This is a genomic window from Pseudomonas sp. H26/SER47-MNA-CIBAN-0231, from assembly GCF_040310465.1.
Lineage (GTDB): Bacteria > Pseudomonadota > Gammaproteobacteria > Pseudomonadales > Pseudomonadaceae > Aquipseudomonas > Aquipseudomonas atacamensis.
On the sequence record NZ_JBEOPW010000002.1, the window covers coordinates 161,419 to 178,280 of the forward strand.

Sequence of the window (16,862 nt, forward strand, 5' to 3'; positions counted from 1 at the left end):
GTCAAAAAAATATATCTTTCTGCCCCTAGGTCCCCATCCACTGTAAGAAAAATTCTCTTTGTAGTTCTGGTGAGTTTGTTAGGTTTTCATTTTCGTAGTCAAATATCGACACCACATCTTTCAGTGATGGTTCTGCTCCATTTGTCAATTCATAAGCTTTTAAACCAAGAGACATTTGTGATGATAAGCTCGAGGGGTGAACATTTAACTTTGAGCCTTTGCAAAAGAAAGTTACTAGGGGGTTGTCCTTGCGGATTAAGCCGAAACAGTGATAAAAATTTTTGCCGGTGTATGTTTTTGGCGATAGTTCGTCCAGGCTTAGGGTTATGCTTATTTCCTCGCTGTCGCAAATCAGAATTACATCTTTGATTGCGTATTTTTTTTCTACGATAATTTTGAACTCCGAAATCATTTGTCAATTTTCCTATATGGATTCGGGATGGAGTAACCAAAGTCACGCCCATCATCAATAATTATCGTGGCGCCTAGAATATCTTCATTTTTGATGACTTTTGGAACGGCGAATTCCTGTTCTCGGGAAAATTTGTATCGGTTTCCTAATTCTTGCTTCAAATCATAGCCCTCGACTCTCTTCAAAGTATAAAGAAACCCGGTTTTTGTAAAAAAGCTGGTAGCAAACTCTTTTCCCACATCTCTAGAGGGGGAGGTGCTGATAAAGCCGCTTGGAGGAAAATCGCTATCAATGGAGTGGAGGAATAAGTCCTCGCTGTCTCCCTTGCTTTTGAATCCGTTCACAAAAACATCGGACGGGTCTCTTGAGTCTCCTCGGTACAGATATTCCTGTTTTTTCTTAGGCGCTGGTGCATCAGGCTCCCCATCATCAACCTTAACCCCATCACTTGCCCCCGGAACCTCACACCCAAGCTTCTTCGGCGGCGGACAATTGGACGTCAACCCCAACGGATCCACCCACCCCGTCGGATTCGGCACGTACTGATACTGATTCAACCCACCCGCGAGCTTCACCGGGTCCGGTGTCAGATACCGCCCCAATCTCGGGTCGTAATACCGATGCCGGTTGTAATGCAGGCCGCTTTCAACATCGAAATACTGCCCCTGAAAACGCAGCGGTTGATCCAGGTAGTCTTCGCCGGCGAGGGTGACGGCGGCGACTTTGCCGTAGGCGTCGTATTGCGCGGACCAGACGATTTCGCCGCTGTAGTCGGTGAGTTCCTGCGGGGTGCCGAGGTGGTCGAGTTGGTAGTAGAAGGGGCAGGCCTTTTTCGGGCCTTTGCCATCGAGCATCGCGAGTGGGCGGAAGGTGCCGGGTTCGTAGAGGAAGCTGCGGTATTGCGTGGCGCTGCTTTCGGCGACGAGGTGTTCGCCTTGCCAGAAGAATTCGGTGACGGCGCCATCCACTGTTTTGCGGATGCGCCGGCCGAAGGCGTCGTAGTGATAAGTGGCGGTCTGGCCGTCGGGGCGGGTCAGGCCGATCAGGCGGTGCTGGCAGTCGTAGCGGTATTCGGTGACCAGGGTCTGGCCGTGGCCTCGGCGTTCGCGGATCAGGTTGCCGAAGGCGTCGTAGTCGTAATGGCGGTCGCCCTGCATCAGCAGGCGGTTGCCTTTGATCTGCGCGGGACCGGGGCGATCCTGCATCAGCAGGTTGCCGGCCGGGTCGTGGGCGAAGGATTCGGGCAGTTCGTCGCGTGAGTGACGTACGCGGATCAACCGGTCGAGGGCGTCGTAGCCGTAGGTGCGCTGGCCGTGGCGGCTGTCGGCAATGTGCTCGAGATTGCCGTTGGCGCTGTAGGCATAATCGCGGCGGTACAGCGAGGCGTGGCGATGGCCTACAGCGTGGGCGAGCAAACGGCCCTGATCGTCGTAGGAGTATTCGCTGAGCAGCAGACCTTGCTGGCGTTGCTGCTCGCGACCGGACTGATACACATGCCGGGTCAGCGGCGTGCCATTAAGGTCGATGGCCGACAGCGCACCGCCCTTGGCGTAGTGATAATCGAGCTTGCTGTTGTCCGGCAGGCGCAGGCGTTTGAGCTGGCCGCAGGCGTCATAGGCGTAGCGCAAGGTGCCCCAGCCCTGATGCTCGGTGATCAGCCGGTCCTGACGGTCGTACTCGAAGGCCAGCGGATGGTTCTGGCCGTCATCGACACCGATCAATCGTCCGAGGCGGTCGTAGTCGTAGTGGACCTTGATCCCATCGGGCAGGGTTTTGACTCGCAACCTTCCAGCCGCGTCGCGCTCGTAGCGGGTGACCAGACTGGGACCGAAATCACCAAACTCGGTTTTTTCCAGCAGGTGCCCATTGAGGTCATAGGCATACGCAGTCCGGCGCCCATCAAACCCGGTTTCCTGTCGGATCAATCCGGTCGGCGTGTAATCCAGTCGGTACTTTTCGCCCGATTCGTTTTCAATCTCGGTCAGCAGCAACCGCGCATGGTCGTAGCGGTACTGCACGCGGGTGCCGTCGGGGTTGATGCGCCGCGAGACCAGGTGCAGATCATCGTCATATTCATAGCGGGTGATGCGCCCCAGTTCATCGCGTTCGGCGGTGATCTGGCCGTAGGCGCCGTAGCTGTAGGCGCGCGTGCTGCCCGTAGGAGAAGTCGTCAGGATCAGTCGGCCGGCGGCGTCCCACTGCTGACGACTGACAACACCGAATTCGTCCTGGGTGGTAATCCGCCGTCCCAGCGCATCGTAGGAAAAACGCCGCACGCCGCCATCGGGCAGGGTTTCTTCGATGAGCTGGCCGAGCTCGTTCCACACCCAGCGGTGGCGGCTGCTGTCCGGATAACGCAGCGACAGCAATTGCCCGCGCAGGTTGTAGTAGTAATGGGTGACCTGACCGTCGGGATCGACCGCTTCGGTGACGGCGCCTTCGGCGTTGCGCCGGTAAATCCACACCGCATCACCACGGCAACGCTTGTAGAGAAAACCGTTGCGGTACTCGTAGGACGTTGGTGCATCGTCCGGCGGAATCAGCGCGATCAGCCGTCCGACTTCGTCGTAGCGGTATTCGGTAACCGCGCCCAACGCATCCTGCTCGGCGATCAAGCGCCCCTGCTGGTCATAGGCCTTGAGCTGCTCGCCGCCATCGGCCGCGACCTGACGCACCAGCCGCGCACGTTCGTCGTGGACGTAGACTTCTTCGGTGCCGTCGACGTAATGCACGGTCACGCTGGCGTCGTCATCGTTCCAGACGTAACGGGTGTTCATCTGCGAGAACGACGCCCAGTGCCGCACGCAGCGGGCGGCTTTGCCCTCGCGCTGCCACTCCCAGAAGAAGCTCGCGCCGCCGGTCAGCTGGCGCTGGAGGATGACGTGGTGATCGTCGTAGTCGTAGCGCTCGCTGTCGCCGACCGCGTTGGTCGCCACCAGCAGGCGTTGCCGCGCATCGAAGCTGTAGGTGGCGAGGTTTTGCTCGGTGGTCCACTCGCCCTGAACAAAGACTTGGTAATCGACTGCCACCAGTTGCGCGCGGTCATACCGCAACAGCAGGGCGCGGCCGGCGCCGTTGTCCAGACGCTGAATGCGGTCGGAGCGATCGCGTTGCAGGGTCAGACGATTACCGTAGACATCGCTGATTGCGGTCAGCCGGCCGGCGCGAAAATGGTAAAACCGCGCACTGTCGCCGGCCAACGCCAGAATCAGTTCTTCCGGCTCATCGCCGAGAAAGATCGCCGCCCGCGACAGGCTGTTGTGAATCGCCGGGCGCGCGACATTGGGCAGGGGAAACCGAGTGCGGCGGTTCTCATGATCGATCCAGATCACGCCATCGCCGTCGAAGGACAGGCGATGGGCCAGCGTATGGCTCCAGCCGAACCCCAGGCCGATGTCGATCTCGACCGCGCTGCTGCGGTACAAACGGGTGAACTCGAACGGCAGCACGCCATCGAGCACCGCGTCGGTCAGGGTCAGCAGTTCTTCGCCGGTGACCATCGACACCGGGCAGCCGTTGGTACAGGTTTTGGGCACGCAATCGGCGGCATCGCCGTTGGGGTTTTTCGCTTGGTCGGGGACGTCGTCGTGGGGCTCGTGGCGCTCAAGGCGCGCCATGCCTTGGGATTTTTCCCGCGCGAGCGGCGCCGGATTCGGCACGCTCAATACCACCGCGTCGGCCTGGCGAATGTTCAGCGGAATCGATGGCGTCGGCTTCAGCTCCACTTCGCGGGCATGAAACATCAGCGGCTTCAGCGTGCTCGCGTGCTGCTTGAGCTCCGTTGTAGAAGTCAGCTCAGCCAGACGCAAGGCTGAGGCGGCCAGCCACTCTCGCGCCCGTGGCGACTTGACTTTCGCCAGTACCTTGCTGCTCAAACGCAGCGATACGCCGGCACCGCCGGCGACGCGCATCAACAGGAAACTGATGAGCAACTCGGTGCGAACTTCGGCCACCACTTCGGCGAGGTATTGCGGCGGCAGCATCTTCAGCCAACTGGTGAACGCAGCCAGATGAATGAACAGCAACGGCTCGTCGCTGAGCATCAACAAGGCGTTGGCAATCGCCTCGCTGGAAGCCGCCAGCAGCGCCTCAAGTTCGGCTTCGCTCAGGTATTCCAGGAGCTTTGCGCTGTGCTCCTGCAGATCGGCAAGGAGGGCGAACAGTTGCCGAATGTCATCCCAGACGCCATTCAGGGCTTTTTCCAGGCCGCGCCAATCGGCCCGTTGCAACTGTCCGTAACGATCAAGAAAGCCGGCGCTGGAAAACTCCGTCCATTGCGGTTGGAAGCCCGTCCATTCGCCGCGCAGCCAGCCTTCAAGACCGGCAATGACGCCTTCATATGAGGCATACAGGGCGCGGACATGGTCGGTAGAAACATCGGGAAAGAAGGTGACGCGGTAGCGCTGGCTCCGCACGCAATCGGTGACCTCGAGGATCCCGCTCGGGCCGATGGTGTGGCGCAGTGGTTCGCCGAAGGTCTGTACGCCGTCGACTTCGCTGAGCAGCGGTTCGAGGGTCACCGGGGTGTCGCCGATCGGCACAAAGCGCGCCGCTTCAAACAGGTGCACCAAGGTCAACGGACCGCTGGCCGGACACATGACCACCGATGAGCTGACAGGTGCGCGCGAGGTGATCGGCGCGCTCAGTTGTACGTCATTGCCAACCTTGAACACCTGCTCGATGTCCAGCGCGGTCCCGGTCCAGAACTGCTCGGCCCAGGCGTCGTAGTTTTTCAGGCACAGGCGAAACTCGTCGATCAGCGCTTCGAAATCTGGCTGCTTCGGATTCAGGGCGGCCACCACCAGCAGTCCGATGCTGTTGTTCAGGGCCAGGAGCCGATCGGGTTGAAACATTCGCAGTCGCTCGCGCATGTGAAAAAACGGGAGCGCGGACTTTGCGGGGGATCAAAAAGGAAAGAAGTCGGGGAAGTAGGCAGTGTCTGTAGGAGTTTTCGCTAAATGCGAAAAGGCGTCGATGGCATTGCCCGTTGCTCAATGTCCATCGGCCTCGCTATGCTGCTGAACCCATTAATCAGATCCGCGTTGCGGCACGTTGCCTGTCGCCCGGGATGTCTTTGTTAACGGATCCGATGATGAATGCACCGCTGAAGACGTTCGGCCCGATCAAGGCCGTGATTTTCGATATGGACGGTTTGCTGCTCGACACCGAGGGCATTTACACCGAGGTCACCTCGCTGATTGCCGGGCGCTACGGGAAAACCTTCGACTGGAGCGTCAAACAAAACATCATTGGTCGCGGTGCCAATGACCTGGCCAATTACGTGGTGCAGGCGCTGGAACTACCGATCACTCCGGAAGAATTCCTGCAGATTCGCGAGCCGCTGATGCGCGAGCGTTTCCCCAAGGCGCAGGCGATGCCGGGGGCCGAAGCGCTGGTGCGTCACCTCAAGGCGCACAACATCCCGATCGCGGTGGGCACCAGTTCGTCGCGCCAGTCGTTCGGGCAGAAAACCACCTTGCACCGTGAGTGGTTTGCGCTGTTCGATTTCATCGTCACGGCGGACGATCCGGAAGTCGGCGCGGCCAAACCGGCGCCGGATATTTTCCTCACCGCCGCCCGGCGTTTGGGCGTTGCGCCCAAGGATTGTCTGGTGTTCGAGGATTCGCCGTTTGGCGTCACCGCAGCGAAAGCGGCAGGCATGACCGCAATCGCCATCCCCGACGCAGCAATGGCAGACGAGAAATATGCTCACGCTGACGGCATTATCCGCTCGCTGAAAGACTTCAGGCCCAGCGCCTTTGGCTTACCGATGCTGGAACTGGCTTGACCGTCCACGCAAAAACGCCGCCCTTGCTATAAAGAAGGGCGGCGTTTTTTCTTGCCGGTCTGTCAGGCGCCGAAACCACCGTCGATGGTCAGGCTGGCACCGGTGATGTAACCGGCTTCCGGTCCGGCCAGGTAGGCGACGAAGCTGGCGATTTCTTCGGCGGTGCCGTAACGACCGACGGCCATCAGCGGGATCAGGCTGTCGGCGAATTCGCCATGGGCCGGGTTCATGTCGGTGTCGACCGGGCCAGGTTGCACGTTGTTGATGGTGATGCCTCGTGGGCCGAGGTCGCGGGCCAGGCCTTTGGTCAGGCCGACCAGTGCCGATTTGCTCATCGCGTACACGCCGCCACCGCCGAAGGGCATGCGGTCGGCGTTGGTGCTGCCGATGTTGATGATCCGCGAGCCTTCGCCCATGTGTTTCGCCGCTTCCTGGGACGCAATGAACACGCTGCGCACGTTGATGGCCAGGGTCTGATCGAAGTCCTCGAGTTTGAAGTCTTCCAGCGGCGCGATGGCCAGTACGCCGGCGTTGTTGACCAGAATGTCCAGGCGTCCAAACGCTTCGACGGTGGCGCTGACGGCGTGGCGAATCGCGCTGGCATCGGCGCTGTCAGCCTTGATCGCCAAGGCTTTGCCGCCGTTGCCGGTGATGCTGTTCTGCAGTTCTTCGGCTTTGGCGGCGGAGCTGACGTAAGTGAAAGCGACGGCGGCGCCTTCAGCGGCCAGACGTTTGACGATGGCCGCGCCGATGCCGCGCGAACCGCCTTGAATCAGAGCTACCTTACCGCTGAGGTGTTGAGTGGTCATGTTCGATCTCCAAGTGTTCAAGGCGGAATGCCTTGGTGTTGGTGCCGAGTATCGGCGTGGCATCGACAACCGGGTAGACCATGATTGCTATAGTCTGTGTAAACCAAAAGTTTATAGTGGCGATCATGGAAACGTTCAGCAGTATCGAATGCTTTGTGCGCAGCGCCGAAGTCGGCAGCTTCGCCGAAGCCGCGCGACGCTTGAGCCTGACCCCGGCGGCGGTCGGCAAGAGCGTGGCGAAACTGGAGGCGCGGCTTGGCGTGCGGCTGTTCCAGCGTAGTACACGCAGCCTGACCCTGACCGAAGCGGGGCAGCTGTTTTTGAGTGAAGTCAGCGCCAGCCTGACCACCATCCAGAATGCCGTGGCCAATCTGGCCAGTGCCGGCGGGCAACCCGCCGGCACGCTGAAAGTCAGCATGGGTACGGTGTTCGGTCGTCTCTATATCGTGCCGCTGCTCGGTGAGTTCTTGCGGCGCTATCCGGCGATCAACCCGGACTGGCATTTCGATAACCGCCAGGTCGACCTGATCGGACAGGGCTTCGACGCAGCGATTGGTGGCGGCTTTGAACTGCCACAAGGCGTGGTTGCGCGCAGGCTGACACCGGCGCATCGGGTGTTGGTGGCATCGGAGGACTATCTGCAAAAACATGCGCCGATCAGCCATCCCGATGACCTCAGGCAACACGACGGCATTCTGATTCGCTCACCGCAGACCGGACGCGTGCGCTCCTGGCAACTGACTCACCGCGATCAGCAACACAGTCCGCTGACATTGCGGGCGCGAATGACCATGAGTGATTCCGAGGCTGCCTGTGCAACCGCGATGCAAGGTTTGGGCATTGCGCTGGTGAGCATGCCGTTTGCGGTGCCGTATCTTCAGGCAGGGACGTTACAGCGGGTGCTGCCTGACTGGTTTGTCGATGACGGCAACATTTCGATCTATTACGCCGAGCACAAATTGTTGCCGGGCAAGACCCGGGCGTTTGTGGATTTTGTGATTGAACAGTTTGCTGAGCAGGGACTGGGGCGGCGGTTTAGTGCTATCTGAGCCAGGCACCAAACCGAGTTGCGGCTATCGCGGGCAAGCCCGCTCCCACAAGTTTTGAGTTGTTCACACATCTTGCAAACAACACAAAATCCTGTGGGAGCGGGCTTGCCCGCGATGAACGATAACTCGGTCTATCGACCAAAGCGCTGCGCCCAGCCAATAATGTTCTTCGGCCGTGGCGTCGCATACGTGCGCACCTTCGACGTCGACAACTTCAAGCGCACCAGCGATTCGGCAATCGTCACCGCCGCTGTCACGCCATCCACCACCGGCACGCCGGTGCGCCGGCGGATCTGCTCGTCCAGCCCGGCCATGCCGCCGCAGCCCAGGCAAATCACCTCGGCCTTGTCCTGGGTCACCGCCAGTTCGGCCTGCTGCACGATCGCTTCCAGTGCGCGCTGCGGTTCGTGTTCCAGCTCCAGAACCGCCAGACCACTGGCGCGCACCGACGCACAGCGATCCCACAGACCGGACAATTTCAGCCGATCCTCGATCAGCGGCACGGTGCGATCCAGTGTGGTCACCACCGAGTAGGCATGGCCGAGAAACATCGCGGTGCTGGCCGCCGCATCGGTGATGTCCACCACCGGCACGTTGAGCAATTCCTGCAAACCCTCGCGGCCGTGCTCGCCGTAGCCCGCCTGGATCACCGCATCGAAGGGTTGATCGTAGGCCATCACCCGGTCCATCACGGCGATGGCGGCCAGGTAGCTTTCGAAGTTGCCTTCAATCGATTCGGCGCCGAAATACGGCGTCAGGCCGACGATTTCGGTACCGGGCGAAGCGACGGCCTGCGCCGAGCGGGCGATGGCGTCGGTGATGGATTCGGTGGTGTTGACGTTGACCACGAGAATACGCATGGAAAATCCTTATTGCGGGCAGTGGTGCGGCCCGAAAACCGGGCCGCGAAGGGATCAATGGCTGACGTTATCCACAGCGATGCATTCGCCGCTGACGTCGGCGTAATGCGTCTGGCGTTTGGCGATGATCAGGTAAAGCATGCCGGCGATACCGGCACCGATCAGCCAGGAGAATGGCGAAACACTGTGGAAACCAGGTACCAGGACCAGGACGATGGCGATCAGCGCTGCCGGAATAAACGCCGCCACCGCGCGGAAATTGATGCCACGGCTGTAGTAATAAGCGCCGTTGGGATCTTCGCTGTAGAGCTGCGGCACGTTGATCCGGCCTTTGCGGATCAGCCAGTAGTCGACCATGATCACCCCGTACAGCGGGCCAAGCAGGGCGCCGAGGCCCGACAGGAAATACACGATCACCAGCGGGCTGTTGTAGAGGTTCCACGGCAGGATCAGCACGGCAATGGTCGCGCTGATCAACCCGGCGCGGCGGAAGGTCAGGTACTTCGGCGCCAGGTTGCTGAGGACGAACGCCGGGGCGACGAAGTTGGCCATGATGTTCACCGCAACGGTGACGATCAGAAAAGCCAGGCAGCCGAGCACCAGAAAGAATGTGTTGGGGATCGAGGCGATGATTTCGGTCGGACTTTCGATGATCCGGCCGTTGATCTGGAACTGCGCGCCACACAGCAGTACGGTTATCGCAGCGAACACCAGAATGTTCACCGGCAAACCCCAGAAATTTCCTACCTTGATGGTCTTGCGGCACGGCGAAGAACGGGCGAAGTCGCAGAAATTGAGAATCAGCGTGCCGTAGATCGCCAGCCACAACGCGCCGCCGGCAAAGATGTTGCGCCACATCTCGCCACCGGTCAGCGGCTCGCGGATCGACCAGGCAATGGTCGCGTTGGCCTGGAAGTACATCCACCCGGCGAGGGCAGCAACGGTCAGCAGAATCACCGGCCCGGCAAATGCCTCGTAACGGCGCACCATCTCCATGCCGTAGGCGAGGATCGCCAGTTGCACCAGCCAGATTGCTACAAAGCACACCCAGCCCAGGCTCGACAGACCGAGAATCGAGTTGTGATCGTATTCGGCAAAGCCCGGATGCACGGCAGTCAGCAAGACGCGGAATACCACTGAGGCGAGATACGTCTGAATACCGAACCAGGCGATGGCGATAACCGCCCTGATCAATGCAGGAATTTGCGCACCGTGAATGCCGAAACTGATCCGGCTGATCACCGGAAACGGCACCCCGGTTTTCTGCCCCATGTACCCGGACAGGTTCATGAAGAAGTACACCAGCGCCGCGCCAATCCCCAGCGACAACAGAATCTGCCAGCCGCCCAGGCCCAACGCATACAGGCCGATGGCGAACGAGTAGTTGGCGATGTTGTGCACATCATTCGTCCACAGGGCGAAGATGCTGTACTGGCCCCAGCGCCGGCCTTCGGCTTTGGTCGGCGCCAGATCGCTGTTGTGCAGACGCGGGCTCAGTTGCAGCGGCTCGCTCAGTCCGTCATCGGGCAACGGTTGATCGAGCGTGGCGGAGGGCAGATTCAGCGCGATGTTATTCGAAAGACTTGTACGCATTCCGGCAGGCTCCTGACGTTCGCCACCGCGATGACTGTGCATGAGCGCTCAGGCTCGACAAATCTTCGTCGCGGCGGTGAAAACATCACTGGTTACGGGGCATCTGCAGCCTGTACGGGATAGGGCGCTTCAGGCTTGCGGATCGAAAGTGTGCATGTTTTGCAGTTTTGTATACAAAACATGTATGCGATAAAGCCAGATTTGTGCCAGTTGCCAATCTATAAGCGGCAGGGCTCATTTCGAATAGTTATCGATGCAACATAAGTCGCTGAAAAACCGGCGATATAAATTGATCGATTGGACAGGAATTTTTTTCAGGGGAGGGAGTTTGCAGAGGGGCAAGCAGATGGGGATTCTGCTGGGGAGTGTAACTTTTCAGGGCGTCGGAACTGAAAGTGCACACATAAATGGCACCGATGGTGACAACCTTGTGTACACATTTTGTGTGCCTGGCACATATTCAATGTGGGAGCGAACCTGCTCGCGAATGCGGTGGATCAGGCAACTGAAACGTTGACTGGAACGGCGCTTTCGCGAGCAGGCTCGCTCCCACAGGGGAACTCATTTCAGCAAATGATCAAACCTTGCTCTTGCTGATGATATTCCCCGCGTGCAAGCCGCATTCTTTCTGCGTGGCTTCTTCCCACCACCAGCGGCCTTCGCGCTCGTGCTGGTTCGGCAGCACCGGGCGGGTGCAGGGTTCGCAGCCGATGCTGATGAAACCGCGCTCGTGCAGGCTGTTGTAGGGCAGTTCGAGCATGCGGATGTAACCCCAGATCTCCTCGCTGGTCATCTGCGCCAGCGGGTTGAACTTGTACAGGGTGCGTTCCGGTGTCGAGAACGCCGTGTCGATTTCCAGCACCGCCACAGCGCTGCGGGTGCCCGGGCTCTGGTCGCGGCGCTGGCCGGTGGCCCAGGCTTTGACGTCGGACAGCTTGCGCCGCAGCGGTTCGATCTTGCGGATGCCGCAGCATTCGCCGTGGCCATCTTTGTAGAAGCTGAACAGGCCTTTTTCCTTCACGAACGGTTCGAGTTTCGTGTAGTCCGGCGAGACGATTTCAATATCGATCTGGTAATGCTCGCGCACCTGCTCGATGAAACGGTAGGTCTCCGGGTGCAGGCGGCCGGTGTCGAGGCTGAACACTTTGACGTTCTTGTTCAGCTTCCACGCCATGTCCACCAGCACCACGTCCTCGGCGCCGCTGAAAGATATCCACAAGTCATCGCCGAACTCGGCGAAGGCGAGCTTGAGGATGTCCTGGGCGGATTTGTTGGCATAGGTCGTGGCGAGTTCCACGACGTCGAACGTTGGGCTCATCAGGGCGGCTTCCTACAGGTCAATGGCGCTCGGGCGCTCTATAGGGGGCCGATGGTAACAAAAAGCTGCCGGGGCCGGGGCGTCCTCTGCGTTGCGCGCGTCTGGTGCAGACGCTAGAGTTCGGCCTCGCTTGACTCAAATAATCACTACAAACGGGAGTGTCTTGTGGAAATTGCTTGCCTGGATCTTGAAGGGGTACTGGTACCGGAAATCTGGATCGCCTTCGCCGAAAAAACCGGAATCGACTCCCTCAAGGCCACCACTCGGGACATTCCCGATTACGACGTATTGATGAAGCAGCGTTTGCGCATCCTCGACGAGCACGGCCTCAAGCTCTCGGACATTCAGGAAGTGATCGCCACGCTGAAACCGCTGGATGGTGCGGTGGAGTTCGTCAACTGGCTGCGCGAGCGTTTCCAGGTGGTGATTCTCTCGGACACCTTTTATGAATTCTCGCAGCCGTTGATGCGCCAGCTGGGCTTCCCGACTCTGCTTTGCCACCGCTTGATCACTGACGAAAGCGGTCGGGTGACGGGCTATCAACTGCGCCAGAAAGATCCCAAGCGCCAGTCGGTGCTGGCGTTCAAGAGCCTGTACTACCGGGTGATCGCGGCGGGTGATTCGTACAACGACACGACCATGCTCGGCGAGGCGGACGCAGGGATTCTGTTTCACGCGCCGGACAACGTGATTCGCGAGTTTCCGCAGTTCCCGGCGGTGCATACGTTTGAAGAGCTGAAGCGGGAATTCGTCAAAGCCTCAAACCGCGATCTCAGCCTGTAAGCCTGGCTACCTGATGATCGTTCCCACGCTCTGCGTGGGAATGCCTCAACGGACGCTCCGCGTTCGGCTTTGGATGGGACGCGGAGCGTCCCGGGCTGCATTCCCACGCGGAGCGTGGGAACGATCATTCCTCAGAGGTTTTGCAGGGTATCGAGCAGGATCCGCACTTTGGTCATCGACTCCTGATACTCCGCCTGCCAGTCCGAATCGGCGACGATCCCGCCGCCGCCCCAGCAGCACACCTGGCCATCCTTGACCAGCAGACTGCGGATGGCGATAGAGCTGTCCATCTCGCCGCGCACGTCCAGATACAGTAACGAGCCGCAATACAGACCGCGCCGCGTCGGTTCCAGCTCGTCGATGATCTGCATCGCCCGAATCTTTGGTGCGCCGGTGATCGAGCCGCCGGGGAAGCTGCCAGCGATCAGGTCCAGCGCATCACGATCCGCCGCCAGTTCACCGGTCACGCTGCTGACCAGGTGATGCACGTTCGGATAGCTTTCCAGACTGAACAACTCCGGCACCCGCACCGAGCCGATGCGGCAGGTGCGCCCGAGATCGTTGCGCAGCAGGTCGACGATCATCAGGTTTTCTGCGCGGTCCTTGGGGCTCGCCAAGAGTTCGGCGGCGTTGGCCGCGTCCTCGGCTGGGGTCAGGCCGCGAGGGCGGGTGCCCTTGATCGGACGGGTTTCAACCTGACGCTGGCTGACTCTGACGAAACGTTCCGGTGACAGGCTCAGCACCGCGCCGCCATCGGGCAGGCTCTGGAACCCGGAGAACGGCGTCGGGCAGGCCTGACGCAAAGCGCAGTAAGCCAGCCACGGATCGCCCTGGCACTGCGCGCGGAAGCGTTGCGCGAAGTTGACCTGATAGCAGTCGCCGGCCTGGATGTAGTCCTGAATGCGTTCGAAGGCCTGACGGTAATCGTCGGCCGAGAGATCAGCGGCCATCGGGGCGTTCAGTTTGAAGGGCGCCAGCGCGTCAACTTGAAGCTGAGTGAACAGCGCGATCAATCGCAGCCGTTCACTGTCGACAAGCGATGGATGAAAGACCAATTGGCTGGTTTGCCCGTGGTGATCACTGATCAGCGCCCAGTCGTACAGGCCAAAACGCGCATCGGGCAGTTGCAGGTCATCCAGCGCCTGACTCGGCAGGTTTTCCAGATGCCGGCCGAAGTCGTAGCTCAGATAACCGATCAGTCCGCCGGCGAACGGCAATTCGTACCCGGCGGGCAACTGCGCTTCGCCCAAGCGGCTGAGGTGGTCACGCAGGCGCTGGAGGAAATGCGCGCCGCTCTCGTCCGGCAACACCGCCAGTTGTTCCAGCGGCCAGGCGCTGAGCAGGTCATAACGGCCGCGTTCAGCGCTCGGCCGGCCGCTGTCGAGCAGCACGGCGCCGGGTGCGTTGCGAATGGCCGCGAAATAGTCGGCGGGGTTGGCGCGGTAGGGCAGTGGGTGTACGGAGCAGGTCAGCATGGGCGGGGCAGATCGGCCGTTGAGGCGGGGTGGGGATTGTAGTCCTCTGCGCTGCCAGATCAAAGTCAAAAGCCTCCCCCTCACCCCAGCCCTCTCCCCCAAGGGGGCGAGGGGGAAAGGGAGCCGATCTTCATGCTTTTCAAGGCCGGAGTTCGACCGGGTATTTCAGGTCGGCGCAGCTCTCGCATCCACCACGGTCAGTCCCCTCTCCCTCCGGGAGAGGGCTAGGGTGAGGGGCTTTTCAGCTTTTAGCCCTCGACCGCAGGAATATGCCCAAACATTTCCTGAGTAAACGCCACCCGCTCTTCTACCGATTCCTTAACGCCCCGCGCCTTCAGCTCTTCCAGCCGCGCTTCGACCGCGTGAGTGCGCAAGGTCAGGCCGCAATCGTTGGCGATCTGAATGTTCAGCCCCGGCCGTGCATTCAGTTCGAGAATCAACGGACCCTTTTCCTGATCGAGCACCATGTCCACGCCGATATAACCCAGCCCGCACAGCTCATAGCAGCCGGCGGCGAGTTTCATGAAACCGTCCCAATAGGGCAGTTGCACGCCATCCACCGCGTTGGTGGTGTCGGGGTGTTTGGTGATGATGTTGTTCAGCCAGGTGCCGCGCAGCGTAAGGCCGGTGGCCAGATCCACACCAACGCCAATGGCGCCCTGGTGCAGGTTGGCCTTGCCGCCTGACTGACGGGTCGGCAGACGCAACATCGCCATCACCGGGTAACCCATCAGCACGATGATGCGGATGTCCGGCACGCCTTCGTAGCTGATGCTCTTGAAGATCTGGTCCGGGGTCACACGGTATTCGATCAGCGCGCGGTCGCGGTGGCCGCCCAGCGAGTACAGGCCGGTGAGGATGCTGGAGATGTGATGCTCCAGCTCTTCGTGGGCAAGGATCTTGCCCGACACCGTGCGATAACGGCCTTCGAAGCGGTCGGCGATGACGATGATGCCGTCGCCACCCGCGCCCTGCGCCGGTTTGATCACGAAGTCGCTGCGCCCGCCGATGATCTCGTCGAGCTTGTCGATTTCCTTCTCGGTGGAGATCACCCCGTACAGCTCCGGCACGTGAATGCCGGCGGCGATGGCGCGTTCCTTGGTGAGGATCTTGTCATCGACGATCGGGTACAGGCTGCGCTTGTTGTACTTGAGCACGTAGTCCGCGTTGCGGCGGTTGATGCCCATGATGCCGCGCGCCTCGAGGGCCTTCCAGGTCTTCCAGAAACCGAACATCAGGCGTCAGCCTTCTTCAGGAAGGCCTTGAAACGCACCAGTTCGGTCAGGCGGTAGCCGCGATAGCGCCCCATCGCCAGCATGAATCCGACCAGAATCAGCAGGATCGCCGGGAAGGTAAACACGAAGTACACCAGCTCCGGCACGGTCATGATCAGGTGCGCCAGGGAGGCGGCGAACAGCGTGCCGATCGCGACTTTCAGCGCATGGTTGGCGCCGCGTTCTTCCCAGGTAATCGACAGGCGTTCGATGGTCATGGTCAGAATCACCATCGGGAACAGCGCCACCGACAAGCCACGCTCAAGGCCAAGCTTGTGGCTGAACAGACTGATCGCCGCAATCAACACCACGACGAAGGTCAGCACCACCGACAGGCGCGGCAGCATTTGCAGCTTCAGATGTTCGAGATACGAGCGCAGCGACAGGCCCAGCGCGGTGATCACCGTGAACAGCAGAATGCCGAAGCCCAGCTGCGTTTCGCGGAAGGCGAGGGCGATCAGCACCGGGGTGAATGTGCCCAGGGTCTGCAGGCCGACCAGGTTGCGCAGGATCAGGATCACCAGCACGCCGATCGGGATCATCACCATGATCATGAAGGTCTGCTGGGTCTGCAGCGGCAAGCCGTACAGCGAGTAATCGAGGAAGTTGGCGTCAGTGTTTTCGTCGGTCAGCTTGGCCAGACGAATCGCGTTCATCTCGCTGTTGTTCAGGCTGAAGGTCACGTTGGCTTTCTTGCCGCCGTCGACGGTGATCAGGTTTTCGTCACCGGTCCACCACAGCAGGCGGTCGGTCGGCAGGCCTTGCTCACCGGTTTCCGGGTTGAAGTACAGCCAGTCGTTGCCGTTGAAGCTGCGCAGCCACAGTTCGGGAGTCTGAGGCTGATCGGCGACGAGGCGGATGGTGTGCACTTTTTCTACCGGAACGTGGGCAATCGACAGCAGCAGTTCGACGATCTTGGCTTTGTGCGAAGTCGACGGATCGCCGGCCAGCAGCAATTTGACGTTGTCGTCATTCACGTTGTTGACGCGCTTGATCGCCTCGCCAATAAAGGTTTCGACGTCGGCCGAGTGTTGGCGAATCGGCGCGAGCAGGGCTTCGGCGGCGATTTTTTCCGGGCCTTCGATGACCATGCTGTCACGGAAGGTCGGGCCTTTGACCTTGGATTTTTCCGCGGTGTAGCGCTTGGTCAGCACCAGACGGTAATACAGCGTCTGGTTGCCCTTGGCGCGACGGGCCGACCAGGTCACCTTGCGGTTGCCGTCGATGCGGTTGACCGCTACGCCGTAGTTATTGGAGATGAAGCTTTCGTTGAGACTGACGTAGTCGCGGCTCAACGGCGGCACGAACATCTGGATCTTCACCGGATCCTTGGTGCTGGCGACGAACTCGACCTTGGCGTCGATGTTCCACAGGTCGTCGGTGGCGTCTTCGGTCACCGGGATGCCGAGCACGAAAATCTGATAGGCCGTAACCGAAACGCCCAGCAGCACCAGCACGGCGATCAGGATTTTCAGGTGGAAGGTTAGAGAACGCATGGAAA

12 protein-coding genes and 1 pseudogene are annotated in these 16,862 nt (G+C 60.1%); 3 read left to right on the top strand and 10 right to left on the bottom strand.

All coding sequences use genetic code 11. From position 1 onward, the window contains the following. Nucleotides 1-25: 25 nt before the first annotated feature. Nucleotides 26-412: a hypothetical protein gene (locus AAEZ10_RS03655; RefSeq protein ID WP_073473938.1), complete on the bottom strand. Its 387-nt coding sequence runs from the start codon at nt 410-412 to the stop codon at nt 26-28. After that, the gene (locus AAEZ10_RS03660; RefSeq protein WP_350567731.1) at nt 409-5,265 is read right to left on the bottom strand and encodes an RHS repeat-associated core domain-containing protein; all 4,857 of its coding nucleotides are present in this window, start codon (nt 5,263-5,265) and stop codon (nt 409-411) included. Before AAEZ10_RS03660 ends, AAEZ10_RS03655 begins: the two co-directional genes overlap by 4 nt. 239 nt (nt 5,266-5,504) lie before the next feature. Here AAEZ10_RS03660 and AAEZ10_RS03665 point away from each other — a divergent pair, with 239 nt between their 5' ends. Beyond that, nucleotides 5,505-6,200: an HAD-IA family hydrolase gene (locus AAEZ10_RS03665; RefSeq protein WP_024012290.1), complete on the top strand. Its 696-nt coding sequence runs from the start codon at nt 5,505-5,507 to the stop codon at nt 6,198-6,200. Nucleotides 6,201-6,262: 62 nt separating this feature from the next. Here the strand turns inward: AAEZ10_RS03665 and AAEZ10_RS03670 are convergent, their stop codons facing one another. Further along, nucleotides 6,263-7,009: a 3-oxoacyl-ACP reductase family protein gene (locus AAEZ10_RS03670; protein ID WP_073473945.1), complete on the bottom strand. Its 747-nt coding sequence runs from the start codon at nt 7,007-7,009 to the stop codon at nt 6,263-6,265. A gap of 125 nt (nt 7,010-7,134) precedes the next feature. Here AAEZ10_RS03670 and AAEZ10_RS03675 point away from each other — a divergent pair, with 125 nt between their 5' ends. Further along, nucleotides 7,135-8,058, top strand: coding sequence for a LysR family transcriptional regulator (locus AAEZ10_RS03675; RefSeq protein WP_073473947.1), 924 nt, complete (start codon nt 7,135-7,137; stop codon nt 8,056-8,058). Between the two features lie 131 nt (nt 8,059-8,189). Here the strand turns inward: AAEZ10_RS03675 and AAEZ10_RS03680 are convergent, their stop codons facing one another. The 4 genes and pseudogenes from AAEZ10_RS03680 to AAEZ10_RS03695 all read right to left on the bottom strand — a co-directional run bounded on the left by AAEZ10_RS03680 (nt 8,190) and on the right by AAEZ10_RS03695 (nt 11,829). Beyond that, a complete protein-coding gene (locus tag AAEZ10_RS03680; protein ID WP_122705849.1) occupies nt 8,190-8,918 on the bottom strand; it encodes an aspartate/glutamate racemase family protein in 729 nt (242 codons plus the stop codon). 54 nt (nt 8,919-8,972) lie between these two features. Further along, nucleotides 8,973-10,511 (bottom strand): NCS1 family nucleobase:cation symporter-1, encoded by a 1,539-nt coding sequence (locus tag AAEZ10_RS03685; protein ID WP_282387019.1) that lies wholly within the window; start codon nt 10,509-10,511, stop codon nt 8,973-8,975. Between the two features lie 466 nt (nt 10,512-10,977). Then, a pseudogene (locus AAEZ10_RS03690) lies at nt 10,978-11,076 on the bottom strand (metal ABC transporter ATP-binding protein); the annotation flags it as partial. A 12-nt stretch (nt 11,077-11,088) separates the two neighbouring features. Next, on the bottom strand, nt 11,089-11,829 hold the full coding sequence (locus tag AAEZ10_RS03695) for a phosphoadenylyl-sulfate reductase (protein ID WP_073473953.1): 741 nt from the start codon (nt 11,827-11,829) through the stop codon (nt 11,089-11,091). Between the two features lie 165 nt (nt 11,830-11,994). Here AAEZ10_RS03695 and thrH point away from each other — a divergent pair, with 165 nt between their 5' ends. Then, nucleotides 11,995-12,612 carry a bifunctional phosphoserine phosphatase/homoserine phosphotransferase ThrH gene (gene thrH, locus AAEZ10_RS03700; RefSeq protein WP_350567738.1) on the top strand — a complete coding sequence of 206 codons (618 nt, stop codon included), beginning with the start codon at nt 11,995-11,997 and terminating at the stop codon, nt 12,610-12,612. A 131-nt stretch (nt 12,613-12,743) separates the two neighbouring features. Here the strand turns inward: thrH and pabB are convergent, their stop codons facing one another. The 3 genes from pabB to rloB all read right to left on the bottom strand — a co-directional run bounded on the left by pabB (nt 12,744) and on the right by rloB (nt 16,857). Further along, the gene (pabB, locus tag AAEZ10_RS03705; RefSeq protein WP_350567741.1) at nt 12,744-14,087 is read right to left on the bottom strand and encodes an aminodeoxychorismate synthase component I; all 1,344 of its coding nucleotides are present in this window, start codon (nt 14,085-14,087) and stop codon (nt 12,744-12,746) included. Between the two features lie 248 nt (nt 14,088-14,335). Further along, nucleotides 14,336-15,322 (bottom strand): alpha-L-glutamate ligase-like protein, encoded by a 987-nt coding sequence (locus tag AAEZ10_RS03710; protein WP_016773817.1) that lies wholly within the window; start codon nt 15,320-15,322, stop codon nt 14,336-14,338. Further along, on the bottom strand, nt 15,322-16,857 hold the full coding sequence (gene rloB, locus AAEZ10_RS03715) for an osmotic stress tolerance membrane protein RloB (RefSeq protein ID WP_024012295.1): 1,536 nt from the start codon (nt 16,855-16,857) through the stop codon (nt 15,322-15,324). The genes AAEZ10_RS03710 and rloB overlap by 1 nt, the downstream gene beginning before the upstream one ends. Nucleotides 16,858-16,862 lie beyond the last annotated feature (5 nt).

Coding starts and splice junctions, on each gene's coding strand:
- AAEZ10_RS03655 (WP_073473938.1), bottom strand. CDS start 412: ATGATTTCGGAGTTCAAAATTATCGTAGAAAAAAAATACGCAATCAAA.
- AAEZ10_RS03660 (WP_350567731.1), bottom strand. CDS start 5,265: ATGTTTCAACCCGATCGGCTCCTGGCCCTGAACAACAGCATCGGACTG.
- AAEZ10_RS03665 (WP_024012290.1), top strand. CDS start 5,505: ATGAATGCACCGCTGAAGACGTTCGGCCCGATCAAGGCCGTGATTTTC.
- AAEZ10_RS03670 (WP_073473945.1), bottom strand. CDS start 7,009: ATGACCACTCAACACCTCAGCGGTAAGGTAGCTCTGATTCAAGGCGGT.
- AAEZ10_RS03675 (WP_073473947.1), top strand. CDS start 7,135: ATGGAAACGTTCAGCAGTATCGAATGCTTTGTGCGCAGCGCCGAAGTC.
- AAEZ10_RS03680 (WP_122705849.1), bottom strand. CDS start 8,918: ATGCGTATTCTCGTGGTCAACGTCAACACCACCGAATCCATCACCGAC.
- AAEZ10_RS03685 (WP_282387019.1), bottom strand. CDS start 10,511: ATGCGTACAAGTCTTTCGAATAACATCGCGCTGAATCTGCCCTCCGCC.
- AAEZ10_RS03695 (WP_073473953.1), bottom strand. CDS start 11,829: ATGAGCCCAACGTTCGACGTCGTGGAACTCGCCACGACCTATGCCAAC.
- pabB (WP_350567741.1), bottom strand. CDS start 14,087: ATGCTGACCTGCTCCGTACACCCACTGCCCTACCGCGCCAACCCCGCC.
- AAEZ10_RS03710 (WP_016773817.1), bottom strand. CDS start 15,322: ATGTTCGGTTTCTGGAAGACCTGGAAGGCCCTCGAGGCGCGCGGCATC.
- rloB (WP_024012295.1), bottom strand. CDS start 16,857: ATGCGTTCTCTAACCTTCCACCTGAAAATCCTGATCGCCGTGCTGGTG.